At 65.5% G+C, this 14,217-nt stretch carries 14 protein-coding genes and 1 pseudogene; 9 read left to right on the forward strand and 6 right to left on the reverse strand.

What is annotated here, in order from left to right; translation table 11 throughout:
* The first annotated feature begins 14 nt into the window (after positions 1-14).
* The 8 genes from ABID37_RS17530 (at position 15) to ABID37_RS17565 (ending at position 6,738) form a co-directional block, all read left to right on the forward strand.
* Complete coding sequence (locus ABID37_RS17530) at positions 15-716, forward strand: aspartate/glutamate racemase family protein (RefSeq protein WP_354197110.1); 702 nt, start codon at positions 15-17, stop codon at positions 714-716.
* 67 nt (positions 717-783) lie between these two features.
* On the forward strand, positions 784-1,179 hold the full coding sequence (locus tag ABID37_RS17535; protein WP_354197112.1) for an AGROH133_08824 family phage infection protein: 396 nt from the start codon (positions 784-786) through the stop codon (positions 1,177-1,179).
* Between the two features lie 234 nt (positions 1,180-1,413).
* The gene (locus ABID37_RS17540) at positions 1,414-1,974 is read left to right on the forward strand and encodes a F0F1 ATP synthase subunit delta (RefSeq protein ID WP_354197114.1); all 561 of its coding nucleotides are present in this window, start codon (positions 1,414-1,416) and stop codon (positions 1,972-1,974) included.
* The gene (gene atpA / locus ABID37_RS17545; RefSeq protein WP_354197116.1) at positions 1,974-3,503 is read left to right on the forward strand and encodes a F0F1 ATP synthase subunit alpha; all 1,530 of its coding nucleotides are present in this window, start codon (positions 1,974-1,976) and stop codon (positions 3,501-3,503) included. Before ABID37_RS17540 ends, atpA begins: the two co-directional genes overlap by 1 nt.
* Positions 3,504-3,536: 33 nt before the next feature.
* Positions 3,537-4,415 carry a F0F1 ATP synthase subunit gamma gene (locus ABID37_RS17550; protein WP_354197118.1) on the forward strand — a complete coding sequence of 293 codons (879 nt, stop codon included), beginning with the start codon at positions 3,537-3,539 and terminating at the stop codon, positions 4,413-4,415.
* A gap of 71 nt (positions 4,416-4,486) precedes the next feature.
* Positions 4,487-6,127 (forward strand): F0F1 ATP synthase subunit beta, encoded by a 1,641-nt coding sequence (atpD, locus tag ABID37_RS17555; RefSeq protein ID WP_354197120.1) that lies wholly within the window; start codon positions 4,487-4,489, stop codon positions 6,125-6,127.
* Positions 6,128-6,130: 3 nt separating this feature from the next.
* Positions 6,131-6,325 carry a glutathione S-transferase gene (locus ABID37_RS17560; protein WP_354197122.1) on the forward strand — a complete coding sequence of 65 codons (195 nt, stop codon included), beginning with the start codon at positions 6,131-6,133 and terminating at the stop codon, positions 6,323-6,325.
* A 5-nt stretch (positions 6,326-6,330) separates the two neighbouring features.
* Positions 6,331-6,738, forward strand: a complete 408-nt coding sequence (locus ABID37_RS17565; RefSeq protein ID WP_354197124.1) for a F0F1 ATP synthase subunit epsilon — start codon at positions 6,331-6,333, stop codon at positions 6,736-6,738.
* Positions 6,739-7,002: 264 nt separating this feature from the next.
* Here the strand turns inward: ABID37_RS17565 and ABID37_RS17570 are convergent, their stop codons facing one another.
* From ABID37_RS17570 to ABID37_RS17580, 3 genes and pseudogenes are all read right to left on the reverse strand, one after another.
* Entirely contained in the window at positions 7,003-8,289 is a 1,287-nt protein-coding gene (locus ABID37_RS17570; RefSeq protein WP_354197126.1) for an NAD(P)/FAD-dependent oxidoreductase, read from the reverse strand.
* Between the two features lie 44 nt (positions 8,290-8,333).
* Positions 8,334-8,702, reverse strand: a pseudogene (locus ABID37_RS17575) (four helix bundle protein).
* Between the two features lie 41 nt (positions 8,703-8,743).
* The gene (locus ABID37_RS17580; protein WP_354197128.1) at positions 8,744-10,165 is read right to left on the reverse strand and encodes a glutamine synthetase family protein; all 1,422 of its coding nucleotides are present in this window, start codon (positions 10,163-10,165) and stop codon (positions 8,744-8,746) included.
* Between the two features lie 304 nt (positions 10,166-10,469).
* Here ABID37_RS17580 and ABID37_RS17585 point away from each other — a divergent pair, with 304 nt between their 5' ends.
* Entirely contained in the window at positions 10,470-12,491 is a 2,022-nt protein-coding gene (locus ABID37_RS17585) for a hydantoinase/oxoprolinase N-terminal domain-containing protein (protein ID WP_435521583.1), read from the forward strand.
* Positions 12,492-12,728: 237 nt separating this feature from the next.
* Here the strand turns inward: ABID37_RS17585 and yacG are convergent, their stop codons facing one another.
* From yacG to infA, 3 genes are read right to left on the reverse strand one after another with little or no spacing between them, the layout of a single operon-like run.
* Complete coding sequence (yacG, locus tag ABID37_RS17590; RefSeq protein ID WP_354197132.1) at positions 12,729-12,947, reverse strand: DNA gyrase inhibitor YacG; 219 nt, start codon at positions 12,945-12,947, stop codon at positions 12,729-12,731.
* A complete protein-coding gene (locus tag ABID37_RS17595) occupies positions 12,944-13,579 on the reverse strand; it encodes a Maf-like protein (RefSeq protein WP_354197134.1) in 636 nt (211 codons plus the stop codon). Before ABID37_RS17595 ends, yacG begins: the two co-directional genes overlap by 4 nt.
* Positions 13,580-13,600: 21 nt before the next feature.
* Positions 13,601-13,819: a translation initiation factor IF-1 gene (infA, locus tag ABID37_RS17600; protein WP_011579535.1), complete on the reverse strand. Its 219-nt coding sequence runs from the start codon at positions 13,817-13,819 to the stop codon at positions 13,601-13,603.
* Between the last annotated feature and the right edge of the window lie 398 nt (positions 13,820-14,217).

The following is a 14,217-nucleotide window of genomic DNA, read 5'->3' on the forward strand; positions in this document are numbered from 1 at the left end:
GGAGGAGACAGGCAATGAAGACCATCGGCCTTCTGGGCGGCATGAGCTGGGAAAGCACGGCGATCTATTATCGCCTGCTGAACGAAGGCGTGCGGGCGCGGCTGGGCGGCCTGCACTCGGCGAAGCTGGTGCTGGTTTCGGTGGATTTCGCCGGGATCGCGGAGCTTCAGCATGCCGGCGACTGGCAGGGCGCGGGGCGGCTGCTGGCCGCGGCGGCGCGCCAGCTCGAAGCGGCGGGGGCGGAGTGCCTGGTGATCTGCACCAACACCATGCACAAGCTGGCCGGCGAGATCGAGGCGGCCGTCTCCATCCCGCTCCTGCACATTGCCGACGCGACCGCCGGGGCCATCCGGCGAACCGGGGTAAAGCGGCCGGCGCTGCTCGCCACCCGCTTCACCATGGAGCAGGATTTCTACAGGCAGCGCCTGGCCGAGCGCCATGGCATCGACGTCGCGGTGCCGGACGAGGCCGGGCGCACCAAGGTTCACGACATCATCTATGACGAGTTGTGCCGGGGCACCGTGACATCGGATTCGAAGGCGGTCTATCTGAAGGAGATCGCACGCCTGCGGGCCGAGGAGGGGGCCGACGGCGTCATCATGGGCTGCACCGAGATCACCATGCTGATCGGCCAGTCCGATTTCGACATTCCGGTGTTCGACACCACGGCCATCCACGCCGAAGCGGCAATCGCCTTCGCGCTGGGTGACGCGTAGCTTGCGAATCTGTCATTTTGCCGGGGGATGAAATCGCCGGCCCGTCCGGCAAAAGCGAGGGACCGCGATGCAATTTTCGTTTCCATGGCCAATGAGCCAGGGCGAATGGCTGGCCTGGACGAGCGCCGTCGTCACCGCCGCGCTGGGTCTGCTCCTGTTTCTCGCGCCGGGCATCGGCTTCAAGCTCCTGCGCCTCCAGCCGCACCCCGACAAGCCGGAAGCGATCGCCGAGGGGCGCAGCCGTTTCGCCGGCTTCTATCTGGGGCTCGGCCTGTGCGCGGTGCTGCTCGCCCAGCCGCTGCTCTACATGGCGCTCGGCTTCTCATGGCTATTCACAGCTTTCGGCCGCATGCTCGGCATGATGAGCGACGGCGCCAACACGCCCTACAATTGGGCCGCCTTGGTGCTCGATCTGCTGCTGGCGGCGCTTCCGCTGGCTTTTGCCTTCGGATTCCTGCCCTGAATCGCGGGCGCTGAAACGCATTCATCCAGAGGATGCGACAAAAGTGCCGGAATCCGCCGCCTTCCATGGATTGCGGTCTTGGGAGGCGTATGCTAGAGGGCAACCGACTTTCGGCTAGGGGAAGCGGAAGCCGTTCCCTTAGCTTCAAGAAACGTAAGCAAGGTCAAAGATTTAGCCAGAGTTCCCGCTCGCGCCAACAATCTGCGGCCTGTCAGACATGAGAAAAGACGGACCGTGGCCAAAACGTCCTCGCCAATCTCCGCCGTTGCCGAACGCTACGCCAGCTCGCTGTTCGAGCTTGCTCTCGAAGATAAATCCGTCGCCAAGGTCGAGGCCGCGCTCGGCAGCTTCGAGGCCATGCGGGCCGGCAGCGCCGACCTGCGCCGCCTGATCGAGAGCCCGGTTTTCGCCGCCGACGAGCAGGAGCGCGCCGTTTCGGCGATCCTCGACAAGGCGAAGATCGGCGGCCTCGCCGGCAATTTCCTGCGGGTCGTCGCCCGCAACCGTCGCCTGTTCGCCGTTCCCGGCATGATCCAGGCCTTCCGCCGCATCGCCGCCGAGCATCGCGGTGAGGTGTCGGCCGACGTGACCGCCGCGCATGCGCTGACGGCGGCCCAGCAGAACGAACTCAAGGCCGCGCTCAAGAGCGTTGCCGGCAAGGACGTGGTCATCAACGTCACCGTCGATCCGAGCCTGCTCGGTGGTCTCGTGGTCAAGATGGGCTCGCGCCAGATCGATACGTCGCTCAAAACCAAACTCAATTCGCTCAAGCTTGCACTTAAAGAGGTCGGCTGATGGACATCCGCGCCGCGGAAATCTCCGCAATTCTGAAAGACCAGATCAAGAATTTCGGCAAGGAAGCCGAAGTTTCCGAAGTTGGCCAGGTTCTGTCGGTCGGTGACGGCATTGCCCGCGTCTACGGCCTCGACAATGTCCAGGCCGGCGAGATGGTCGAGTTCCCCGGCGGCATTCGCGGCATGGCGCTGAACCTCGAAGCCGACAATGTCGGCGTCGTTATCTTCGGTAACGACCGCGACATCAAGGAAGGCGACACCGTCAAGCGCACCGGGGCCATCGTCGACGTGCCGGTCGGTCCCGAGCTGCTCGGCCGCGTGGTCGACGCACTGGGCAACCCGATCGACGGCAAGGGCCCGATCAAGGCCAAGGAGCGTCGCCGCGTCGACGTCAAGGCGCCCGGCATCATCCCGCGCAAGTCGGTGCACGAGCCGATGTCGACCGGCCTCAAGGCCATCGATGCCCTCATCCCGGTCGGTCGCGGCCAGCGCGAGCTGGTCATCGGCGACCGCCAGACCGGCAAGACCGCCATCATCCTCGACACCATCCTGAACCAGAAGGCCATCCACGACAGTGGCCCCGAGTCGGAAAAGCTCTACTGCGTCTACGTCGCCGTCGGCCAGAAGCGCTCGACCGTCGCGCAGTTCGTGAAGGTCCTGGAAGAGCGCGGCGCGCTGGACTACTCCATCATCATCGCCGCCACCGCTTCCGATCCGGCTCCGCTCCAGTACCTGGCGCCGTTCACCGGCTGCACCATGGGCGAGTATTTCCGCGACAACGGCCAGCATGCGCTGATCGGCTATGACGACCTGTCCAAGCAGGCCGTCGCCTACCGCCAGATGTCGCTGCTGCTGCGCCGCCCGCCGGGCCGCGAGGCTTATCCGGGCGACGTGTTCTACCTGCACTCCCGCCTGCTGGAACGCGCCGCGAAGCTGAACGACGACAATGGCAATGGCTCGCTGACCGCCCTTCCGGTCATCGAGACGCAGGCCAACGACGTGTCGGCCTACATCCCGACCAACGTGATCTCGATCACCGACGGCCAGATCTTCCTCGAGACCAACCTGTTCTTCCAGGGCATCCGCCCGGCCGTGAACGTCGGCCTGTCGGTGTCGCGCGTCGGCTCCGCCGCCCAGATCAAGGCGATGAAGCAGGTCGCCGGCTCGATCAAGGGCGAGCTTGCCCAGTATCGCGAAATGGCCGCCTTCGCCCAGTTCGGCTCGGACCTCGACGCCGCCACCCAGCGTCTGCTCAACCGTGGTGCGCGCCTGACCGAGCTGCTCAAGCAGCCGCAGTTCTCGCCGCTCAAGACCGAAGAGCAGGTCGCGGTGATCTTCGCCGGCGTCAACGGCTATCTCGACAAGCTCGCCGTCGCCGATGTCGGCCGCTTCGAGCAGGGCCTGCTGTCGCATCTGCGCACGGTCGGCAAGGAAGTTCTCGACGGCATCCGCAAGGAAAAGGCGCTGTCGGACGATCTGCGCGCCAAGCTCAAGGCCGAGGTCGACGCTTTCGCCAAGACCTTCGCCTGACCCGGATCGCACGCGGACTATAGAGTTTGAAGCATGGCGTCACTGAAAGACCTTCGTAACCGCATCGCCTCGGTCAAGGCGACGCAGAAGATCACCAAGGCGATGCAGATGGTCGCCGCGGCGAAGCTGCGTCGTGCCCAGGAGGCCGCGGAGGCCGCGCGCCCCTATTCGGAGCGCATGAGTGCCGTCCTGGCCAACATCACCCAGGCCATCGGCGCAGGCGGCGAAGCCCCGGCGCTGATGACCGGCACCGGCAAGGACGACGTGCATCTGCTCGTCGTCTGCACGGCCGAGCGCGGCCTGTGCGGCGGCTTCAACTCGCAGATCGCGCGCTTCGCCCGCGATCACATCCGCAAGCTTCTGTCCGACGGCAAGACGGTCAAGATCATCTGCGTCGGCAAGAAGGGCTTCGATATCCTGCGCCGCGACTATGCGCAGCTCATCATCGAGCGCATCGACCTGCGCGAGGTGAAAACGATCGGCTTCGCCAATGCCGACGCGATCGCCAAGAAGGTGATCGGGCTGTTCGAGCAGGGCCAGTTCGACGTCTGCACGCTGTTCTACTCGAACTTCAAGTCGGTGATCAGCCAGGTGCCGACCGCGCAGCAGCTCATTCCGGCCGCCGCTCCTACCGAAGCCGAAGCCGCCAACGGCAGCGCCGTCTACGAGTACGAGCCGGAGCCGAGCGAGATCCTTTCCGACCTGATCCCGCGCAACATCTCCGTCCAGGTCTTCCGCGCGCTGCTGGAAAACGCAGCCGGCGAGATGGGCGCCAAGATGAGCGCCATGGACAATGCGACGCGCAATGCCGGCGACATGATCAACAAGCTGTCGATCACCTACAACCGCCAGCGGCAGGCGCAGATCACCAAGGAACTCATCGAAATCATTTCGGGCGCCGAGGCGCTCTAGCATGCGGCGTGAAGGCCGGTCGCCTTCACCGGAGCATGTGACAACAAACGGACGAAAAAGGGCTAGAGACGATGGCGAAAGCAGCGACCCCCAAAAAGGCGACCGCTAAGACTGCAGAAGCTCCCGTGAAGGCGGCCGCGGCAAAGGCGGCGCCCAAGGCGGCAGTGAAGGCTGAGGCTCCCAAGAAGGCTCCTGCAAGGGGTGCCGCGGCGAAAGAGGCGGCCAAGCTGGTGGCCGAAGGCAAGCCGGGCAAGGTCGACACGCGTGGCACGACGGCGAGCTTCAATCTCGCCAAGGGCCCGAAGGGCAAGGTTCGTCAGGTCATCGGCGCCGTTGTCGACGTGCAGTTCGAAGATCATCTCCCGGCCATCCTGAACGCGCTCGAAACCGAGAATGTCGGCAACCGCCTGGTTCTCGAAGTCGCGCAGCACCTCGGCGAGAACACCGTGCGCTGCATCGCCATGGATGCCACCGAAGGCCTGGTGCGCGGTCAGTCCGTGGCCGACACCGGCGCGCCGATCTCGGTGCCGGTCGGCCCGGGCATGCTCGGCCGCATCATCAACGTCATCGGCGAGCCGGTCGACGAAGCCGGCCCGATCACCGCCACCGAGCATCGCGGCATTCACCAGCCGGCTCCGGAATATGTGGACCAGTCCACGGAAGCGGCGATCCTCGTCACCGGCATCAAGGTCATCGACCTGCTCGCGCCTTACGCCAAGGGCGGCAAGATCGGCCTGTTCGGGGGCGCCGGCGTCGGCAAGACCGTTCTCATCCAGGAACTGATCAACAACATCGCCAAGGCGCATGGCGGCTACTCGGTGTTCGCCGGCGTCGGCGAGCGTACCCGCGAGGGCAACGACCTCTATCACGAGTTCATCGAATCGGGCGTCAACCAGAAGGGCGGCGGCGAAGGCTCCAAGGCGGCACTCGTCTACGGCCAGATGAACGAGCCGCCCGGAGCCCGCGCCCGCGTCGCGCTCACCGGCCTGACCGTCGCCGAATATTTCCGCGACCAGGGCCAGGACGTGCTGTTCTTCGTCGACAACATCTTCCGCTTTACCCAGGCGGGTTCGGAAGTGTCGGCCCTGCTCGGCCGCATTCCCTCGGCGGTGGGCTACCAGCCGACGCTGGCCACCGACATGGGCGCCCTGCAGGAGCGCATCACCACCACGACCAAGGGCTCGATCACCTCGGTGCAGGCCATCTACGTGCCGGCCGACGACCTGACCGACCCGGCGCCGGCGACCTCGTTCGCCCACCTCGACGCGACCACGACGCTGAACCGCGCCATCGCCGAGAAGGGCATCTATCCGGCCGTCGATCCGCTGGACTCGACCTCGCGCATGCTCGACCCGCTGATCGTCGGCGAGGAGCACTACCAGGTCGCCCGTGACGTGCAGCAGACGCTGCAGCGCTACAAGTCGCTGCAGGACATCATCGCCATCCTCGGCATGGACGAGCTGTCGGAAGAGGACAAGCTGACGGTGGCCCGCGCCCGCAAGATCGAGCGCTTCCTGTCGCAGCCGTTCTTCGTGGCCGAGGTGTTCACCGGCTCGCCGGGCAAGCTGGTCGCCCTCGAAGACACGATCAAGGGCTTCAAGGGCCTGGTCGCCGGCGAGTACGATCATCTTCCGGAAGCTGCCTTCTACATGGTCGGCGGCATCGAGGAAGCCGTGGAAAAGGCGAAGAAGCTGGCTGCCGAAGCTGCCTGATCCATGTCGGGTCGGGAGCTGCGGCTGGAGGACGCGGTCAACGAAACCTGCCCATGGTCGGGCAAGCCGATTTCGGCGGACTCGTTGACCGTCTACAAAGGCCACACGGTCGGTTTCTGTAATCCCGGCTGCCGGGACAAGTTCGCAGCGGCGGTCTCGCATTTCGAGGCGTCGCTGCCCGAGGCACCAAAGGCATAGGCATCATGGCTGAAGCTTTCCAATTCGAACTGGTCTCGCCGGAGCGTCTGCTCGTCTCCGAGAAGATCGAATCGGTCGTCATTCCGGCAACGGAAGGCGAGATGACCGTGATGGCGAACCACGCTCCGGTCATGACCACGATCAAGCCGGGCGTCGTCACCGTGAAGACGGCTGCCGGGCAGCAGGAGCGCTATGTGGTGTTCGGCGGCTTCGCCGACATCCTGCCGGCCGGCTGCACGCTGCTGGCGGAATCGGCCGTGGCCGTGAAGGACCTCGACCGGGACGATATCGCCCGCCGCGTCCAGGACGCCAGGGAAGATGTCGCCGACGCCAAGGACGATGCCGCGCGCACGCGGGCGGAGCAGTATCTGGCACAGCTCACCACGCTGCAGGGCGCCCTTCAGGCCGCTTGATCCGGCCGAAAAAAACCTATGTGAAAAAGCCGGGCTCGCCCGGCTTTTTTCATGGCCTCATGCCGCCTTCACAAGCGGATTGCTTCGGCAAAGTGGCCATGGCCAGCCGAAAATGCAGAACCCGCGCCCTTTGGTGAGGCGCGGGTTGTTGCCTGGGTGCTTGCGCACCGCGGTACTCGATACACGTGCCGCAGGTCCGCGACAATGCGGGGCAGTGGTGAAGATTGGTTTAACGGGTGCGAGGGTCCCGGCCAATGCGTCCTGTCAGATCCGGTCGCGCAGGGCGTACCAGTTGAGCGCCAGGAACAGCAGCGGGCCCCGCAGGCGCCGGCCGCCGGGGAAGGAGGGTATCTTCAGTTCCTCGAACAGCTTCAGCTTCTCGCGGTTGCCGGCGACGGTGTCGGCATAGAGCTTGCCGACGAAATTCGACAGCATCACGCCATGGCCGGAATAGCCGCCGGCCGAGATGACATTGGGCATCACCTCGCGCACGAAGGGCTTGCGCGGCATGGTGATGCCGACATAGCCGCCCCAGCCATGGGTGATCTCGACATCCTTCAGCGCCGGATAGATCTCGGCGATCTGCCTGCGGATATGGATGTGGATGTCGCCGGGGTCGGACACGGCATAGATCTCGCGGCCACCGAACAGCAGCCGGCCGTCCTTCGACTTGCGGAAATAGCGCACCACGAAGCGCGAATCGTCCACCGACTCTCCGCCCGGAATGACCGGACTGTCGGCGCCCAGCGGCACGGTCGCGCCGATGAAGGAGCCGATCGGCATGATGTGCGCGGCGCTGACCGGTTCCAGCGTGCCGCCATAGGCATTGGTGGCGATCAGGCACTTCTGTGCCGTGATGGTGCCGTAAGGTGTCGTCACCCGCACCTTGCCGCCGGTTGAATCTATGCCGGTGGCCGGCGTGTCCTCATGCACGTGCGCGCCGGCTGCGGCGGCCACGCGGGCGGTGCCGATGACCAGCTTGAGCGGGTGGATATGGCCGGTGCCGGTGTCGCGCACGCCGCCGAAGAAGCGATCGGAGCCCAGTCGTTCCGCGGTTTCCCCGGCATCCATGAAGGCGATATGCGGATAGCCAAAACGGGTGGCCATCAGCTCGGCATGGGCCTTGTAGTCGTCGACATAGCGCTTCTTGTGCGCCACAGACATCTGGCCGGGCATGTAGTCGAGGTCGATGCCGTTTTCCTGAGCGAAGTCCAGCAGGTGCGACTTCGCCTCCTCGGCAAGGTCGAACAGCGCCTTGGCGCGGGCAAGGCCATATTCGCCTTGCATCTCCTCGGGCCAGGCGCGCTGGCCGGTGCCCATCTGGCCGCCATTACGTCCGGAGGCGCCGTCGCCGAACCGGTGCGCCTCGATCAGCACGACATTCGTGCCGGCCCTGGCCAGATGCGCGGCAGCCGAGAGCCCCGTGAAGCCGCCGCCGACGATCACGACATCGCAGTTTCGGTCTCCATCCAGCCGGGGATATGCGGGCCTTTCACCGACGGTGTCTTCATACCATGAGCGGCCGGGTGAAATTGGGGATTGATAGGGCATTGTGATTACAAGGGAGTACGGGATAGGGCAGTAGGGCAGTAGGTTTAGCTGTCAGATAGCCTGCGGATCAGCAGGCGCAGCAGTTTGCCGACACTTTCGCTCATAGTCATGAGCGGATCGATGTCCTTATCTGTGGCAATTCCCACGCGCCCGGCAAGAAGCAGATGCGTTTCAAACTCCTTGAGCGATCACTGTGCAATCCTGAGAAACTGTTGGTAGGAGCCGTGATTTTCGCGCCCGAAACCCTCGGCAATGTTTGCCGGAACAGAGGACGCGGCACGACGGAGCTGACTTGTAAGACCATAAAGTTCTTCCTTTGGCCAAGCCTTGGTAATGGTGTAGGCCGCAGCGGCAAGATCCATGGCCTGTTGCCAGACGACGAGGTCGCGATAGGAGTTGATCCCGGCCTTCATGCCTGCGACTTTCCCCCTACTGCCCTACTCCCCCTGACCTCCTAGACATTCAACAACAGATACTCCCGCTCCCACGGGCTGATGACTTCCATGAAGGTCTCGAACTCGGCCCGCTTGATCGCGGCATAGGTGGTGGCGAAGGTCTTGCCGAGGAGGGCGGCCAGTTCCTCGTCGTGCTCGAACAGGTCGACGGCCTCCAGCAGTCCGCGCGGCAGGTCGATCTCGTCCTCGTTGGCCGTCGTCACCACGGGAGGCTCGGCCTCCAGGCGGTTGGTCATTCCGATCAGGCCGCAGGCGAGGGAAGCCGCGACCGCAAGATAGGGATTGGCGTCGGACGAGGGGATGCGGTTTTCGACGCGCCGCGCCGCCGGGTCGGAACGCGGCACGCGGAAGGCGGTGGTGCGGTTGTCGTAGCCCCATTTGTTGTTGACCGGCGCCGAGGCGGCCTGGGTGAGGCGACGGTAGGAATTCACATAAGGCGCCAGCATCACCAGCGCGTTCGGCACATGCTTCTGCATGCCGCCGATGAAGTGGAAAAAGTCTTCGCTTTCGGCGCCATCCGGGGCCGTGAAGATGTTGCGGCCGGTCTTCTTGTCGATGATCGACTGATGGATGTGCATGGCCGAGCCGGGCTGGCCCTGGATGGGCTTGGCCATGAAGGTGGCGTAGATGTTGTGCTTCAGCGCCGCCTCGCGGATGGTGCGCTTGAACATGAACACCTGATCCGCCAGCTCGATCGGGTCGCCGTGGCGCAGGTTGATCTCGAGCTGTCCGGCGCCTTCCTCGTGGATGAGGGTGTCGATCTCGAGGCCCTGGCTTTCCGAGAAATGATAGATGTCGTCGATCAGCTCGTCGAACTCGTTGACGCCGGCGATCGAATAGCCGGCGCCGCCGCCGATGGCGCGGCCGGAGCGGCCGACGGGTGGGGTCAGCGGATAGTCGGGGTCGGGGTTCTTGTGAACCAGATAGAATTCGATCTCCGGCGCGACCACGGGCTTCAGCCCGCGCTCGTCATAAGCGGCGACGACGCGCTTGAGCACGTTGCGCGGCGTGAATTCCACCGAGCGCCCGTCCTGATGCACCAGATCGCAGATCACCGCGGCGGTCGGGTCTTCCTCCCACGGCACCACGGTCAGCGTCGAAAGGTCGGGCACCAGTTTCAGGTCGCCGTCATCCTCTGGATAGACGAAGCCGTTGCCGTCTTCCGGGTAGCCGCCGGAAATGGTGGCCATGAACACGGCGGACGGCAGGGCGAGCGAGGTGTTGGAGGTGAACTTGTTCGACGGCATCATCTTGCCGCGCGCGACGCCGGCCTGGTCTGGCGTGATGCATTCGATATCTTCGATGCCGCGCCACTCGAGCCAGGCGCTGACTTCCTTCCAGTTCTTCACCCCACGCAGGTTCTTGACGAAAGCTGGGGTGCGGGCACGTTTCGAGCGAACTTCCTTCTTGGCAGGCGGCATCAATCACCAAATGAGACAATGTTGCCGGAGTATGCCGCTTCGCCGCGAGGAAGGGAAGGGGGCTTTCTGCACCGGAAGATGGCGACCGGTTTGCGACGCCGATGTCGCTTATCGGGAGCCGTCGGCGGGCGTGCGGGCCTAAATTCGCTTGCATTGGACGGCAGCCGGCGCGATTGCTCGGCCTGTCGTCCATGGCGGCCCGTGCGCCGCCGACAATTTGCAGGTCTGCCGTGCCATCGTCCCTTCCTTCCCGTCTTCCGCTCTCATCCCTCGATGCCGGTGCAATGCCGAGGCGGGCGTGACCGTGTTGCCGCCGAACAGGCCGTCAAGCGGCGCGCTCTATCTGGGCATCGATACGGGCGGCACCTACACCGACGCGGTGCTGTGGTCCGAAGAGGCCGGGATCGTGGCCAAGGCGAAGTCGCTCACCACACGGCATGATCTGGCGGAGGGCATTTCGGGTGCGGCCGATGCGGTGCTGGCCGAGTCCGGCATCGAGCACGGCGCGATCAAGCTGGTGTCGATGTCGACCACGCTTGCCACCAATGCCTTGGTGGAAGGGCAGGGCGGGCGCGTGGCGCTGGTGATGATCGGTTTCGGTGCGGAGGACCTCGCCCGCAACGGTCTGTCCGGCGCGCTCGGCACCGATCCGGTGATCTTCTGCCCCGGCGGCCACGACGTGCACGGCAATGCCGCCGAATTGTCGCTGGAGGCGCTGGAAGCAACGCTGCCGGAACTGGAGCGGTCGGTCACGGGCGTGGCGGTGGCGGCCTATTTCGCGGTGCGCAACCCCGAGCACGAGATTGCCGCGCGCGACCTCATCCGGGCGCGCACGCGGCTGCCGGTCACCTGCTCGCACGAGCTGACCTCCAAGCTCGGCGGGCCGCGCCGGGCGCTCACCACCCTGCTCAATGCCCGCCTCATTTCCATGATCGACCGGCTGATCGCCGCCACCGAAGGCTTCCTGGCCCGGCGGGAGATCCAGGCGCCGCTGATGGTGGTGCGCGGCGACGGCGCGCTGATCACGGCGGATTTCGCCCGCACCCGGCCCATCGAGACGATCCTGTCCGGGCCGGCCGCCAGCCTTGTCGGCGCGCGCCACCTGACCGGGCTCGACGATGCGGTCGTCTCCGACATCGGCGGCACCACCACGGATGTGGCCGTGCTCGATCAAGGCCGGCTCAGGCTCGACCCGGAAGGGGCGACGGTGGGCGGCATGCGCACCATGGTCGAGGCCGTCGCCATGCGCACCTTCGGCCTTGGCGGCGATTCGGAAGTGACGCTGCGCGACCATGCGCTGGCGACGCGGATCGAACTTGGGCCGCGCCGGCTGGTGCCGCTGTCATTGGCGGCGGTGCGCCATGGCGAGGTGGTGGACAAGGCGCTTTCCCGGCAGTTGCTGCAGCCCGCCGCCAGCCGGCTGGACGGCCGCTTCGCCATGCGCACCGGCGTGCCCGAAAGCGCGGCGTCGGGTCTCTCCAACACCGAAACGCGGCTTTATGCGCAGATCGCAAACGTTCCTGCCGCGCTCGACCGCCTGCTGGTCTCCACCTCGCAAGTCGCCACGCTCAACCGGCTGGTGGCGCGGGGGCTCGTGCATATCGTCGGCTTCACCCCGTCGGATGCGGCCCATGTTCTGGGCCGGCAGGCGAACTGGAATGCGGCGGCGGCGCGGCTCGGCGCCGAGCTGATGGCGCGCCGGCGCAACGGCATGGGCCAACCGGCGGCGGACACCGCCGAGGGGCTCAGCGAGCTTGTGCTGGCCGCCGTGACCCGCCGTTCCGCCGAAATGATGTTCGAGACGGTCTTTGCGGCCGACGGGCTGGAGGAGGAGGCGCCGGTGACGCATGCGCTGGTGCAGCGGGCGCTCGACGGCAACCGCGGCATGGCGCGCCTGTCGATCGCGCTCGACCGGCCGGTGATCGGCCTCGGTGCTTCCGCCCATCTTCACTATGCCGGGCTGCCTTCGCTGGTCGGCAGTGCGTGCGAGATCGCCCCTGACGCCGATGTCGCCAACGCGCTGGGCGCCGTGGTGGGGCAGGTGCGCATGTCGGCCGAGGCGCGCATCAGCCAGCCGGAGCCCGGCGTCTATCGTGTCAATGCCGGCGAACTGCTGGAAGATTTCGAGACCGAGGAGGAGGCGATGGCGGCCGCCGAACGGGCGGCCCGCGCCATGGCCCTCGAGTTGGCCGGCCGGGCCGGCACCGACCATGCCCGCATCGAGGTGAGCCGCGACATCAGGGATGCGGTGATCGAGGGCGAGCGCAGCCTGGTCGAGGCCTTCATCGTGGCCACGGCGGCCGGGCGTCCGCGCGTGGCGAGTTGATGTGGCGGGGCTGTCGCACCTGGCGCTACCCCCACCCCTAACGCTACCCCCACCCCTAACCCCTCCACACAAGGGGGAGGGGGATTCCGCGACGGCAGCGATTGGAACTGCATTGAAGATTGTAGCGGCGACACCGGCGAAATCGTCCCCCTCCCCCTTGTGGGGAGGTGGGGTATGATGACGCGCGGATGGCATTGCCGTTTGCGGGCGGGCGGTTCCATCTGAACCTGAATTGTGTCAGTCCTGCCTGTTGCCGCTGTCCGGCACGTCGTCGGCGTCTTCCTCGTCGTCGCGCACCGGGATGACATAGGCGCCCTTCAGCCAGCGATTGAGGTCGATGTCCTTGCAGCGCTTGGAGCAGAAGGGATAGGTATCGCGGGCCGAAGGCCGGCCGCATTCGGGGCAGGGCCGCTTTGGCCGCAGAGGTGTGACCTGTGCCTTGGTGTCGCCGGTCATGACACGCCTTGGGCCGGCCATCCGGCGCGGGTGTCGAAACCCTCGCCGGCAAGCAGCGCCACGGTTTCGTAGAGCGGCAGCCCGACCACGCTGGTGTAGGAGCCGATCAGCTTGACCACGAAGGAGCCGGCCAGCCCCTGCACGGCATAGGCGCCGGCCTTGCCGCGCCATTCGCCGGAGGCGACGTAGCGGTCGATGTCCTCGCGCGGCAGGCGCCGGAAGCGCACCCGTGTCTCGACCAGCTTCTGGCGCAGCTTGCCGGATGGGGTGGCGAGGCAGATGCCGGAATAGACCCGGTGCGAGCGGCCGGACAACAATTGCAGGCAATAGACGGCGTCGTCGATGATCTCCGCCTTGGGCAGGATGCGGCGGCCGACGGCCACCACTGTATCGGCGGCCAGCACATAGGCCGGCGGCGTGTCCGCCTCGGCCTTCAGCGTGGCGAGAGCCTGCTCGGCCTTCTCCTTCGCCAGGCGCTTGGCCAGCGAACGCGGATGCTCGGCCCGCAGCGGCGATTCGTCGATGTCGGTCGGCAGAATGCGGTCAGGCTCGATGCCCGCCTGCTGCAGGAGCAGGATCCTGCGCGGCGAAGCCGAGGCAAGCACCAGCGTCTGCGGTTTGCTCCCAGCCATGCTTGCCTGCCCGGACGACTTTTACTTGAAACGGTAGGTGATGCGGCCCTTGGTCAGGTCATAGGGCGTCATCTCGACCAGAACCTTGTCACCGGTCAGCACGCGGATGCGGTTCTTGCGCATGCGGCCGGCCGTGTGGGCGATGATTTCGTGATCGTTTTCGAGCTTCACCCGGAACATGGCGTTCGGCAGCAATTCCGTCACCACGCCCGGAAACTCGAGGACTTCTTCCTTCGGCATTCGATACCTTTTCTCGGGTGATGATCCGGGACGTCGCCCGGATTTTGCGCGGAACCTATATGATAAAGCCGGCTTTGTGAACACGCTAATCGGCGCAGGCGCCAAATGCGTGCGCGCCCGGTGACGGGGAGATCCGCTGCCTCTCGCGGCCACGACCAGCGGTGGAAAATGGCGGTTTCCATTTCGACCGAGCGTTTACAAAAACGATAAACAGCTTTGAGCGAAATTCAGGTAGTTGCCACTTGAACCATCAAGGCAAGGGGCAGATTGTGCGCCGGATCGGGCAGGAGGAACCAGGCCGAACCACGGGAGGGCAGACTAACGCAAGGGAAGCGTTTGTCCAGTCTTGTGTGTCGGGCTTCTTGAAGGTTCATCCAGCCATCACTCGAAAGCCCGTC

Source organism: Aquamicrobium terrae (genome assembly GCF_040545735.1).
Taxonomy (GTDB): domain Bacteria; phylum Pseudomonadota; class Alphaproteobacteria; order Rhizobiales; family Rhizobiaceae; genus Mesorhizobium; species Mesorhizobium terrae_A.

Coding starts and splice junctions, on each gene's coding strand:
- ABID37_RS17530 (WP_354197110.1), top strand. CDS start 15: ATGAAGACCATCGGCCTTCTGGGCGGCATGAGCTGGGAAAGCACGGCG.
- ABID37_RS17535 (WP_354197112.1), top strand. CDS start 784: ATGCAATTTTCGTTTCCATGGCCAATGAGCCAGGGCGAATGGCTGGCC.
- atpA (WP_354197116.1), top strand. CDS start 1,974: ATGGACATCCGCGCCGCGGAAATCTCCGCAATTCTGAAAGACCAGATC.
- ABID37_RS17550 (WP_354197118.1), top strand. CDS start 3,537: ATGGCGTCACTGAAAGACCTTCGTAACCGCATCGCCTCGGTCAAGGCG.
- atpD (WP_354197120.1), top strand. CDS start 4,487: ATGGCGAAAGCAGCGACCCCCAAAAAGGCGACCGCTAAGACTGCAGAA.
- ABID37_RS17560 (WP_354197122.1), top strand. CDS start 6,131: ATGTCGGGTCGGGAGCTGCGGCTGGAGGACGCGGTCAACGAAACCTGC.
- ABID37_RS17565 (WP_354197124.1), top strand. CDS start 6,331: ATGGCTGAAGCTTTCCAATTCGAACTGGTCTCGCCGGAGCGTCTGCTC.
- ABID37_RS17570 (WP_354197126.1), bottom strand. CDS start 8,289: ATGCCCTATCAATCCCCAATTTCACCCGGCCGCTCATGGTATGAAGAC.
- ABID37_RS17580 (WP_354197128.1), bottom strand. CDS start 10,165: ATGCCGCCTGCCAAGAAGGAAGTTCGCTCGAAACGTGCCCGCACCCCA.
- yacG (WP_354197132.1), bottom strand. CDS start 12,947: ATGACCGGCGACACCAAGGCACAGGTCACACCTCTGCGGCCAAAGCGG.
- ABID37_RS17595 (WP_354197134.1), bottom strand. CDS start 13,579: ATGGCTGGGAGCAAACCGCAGACGCTGGTGCTTGCCTCGGCTTCGCCG.
- infA (WP_011579535.1), bottom strand. CDS start 13,819: ATGCCGAAGGAAGAAGTCCTCGAGTTTCCGGGCGTGGTGACGGAATTG.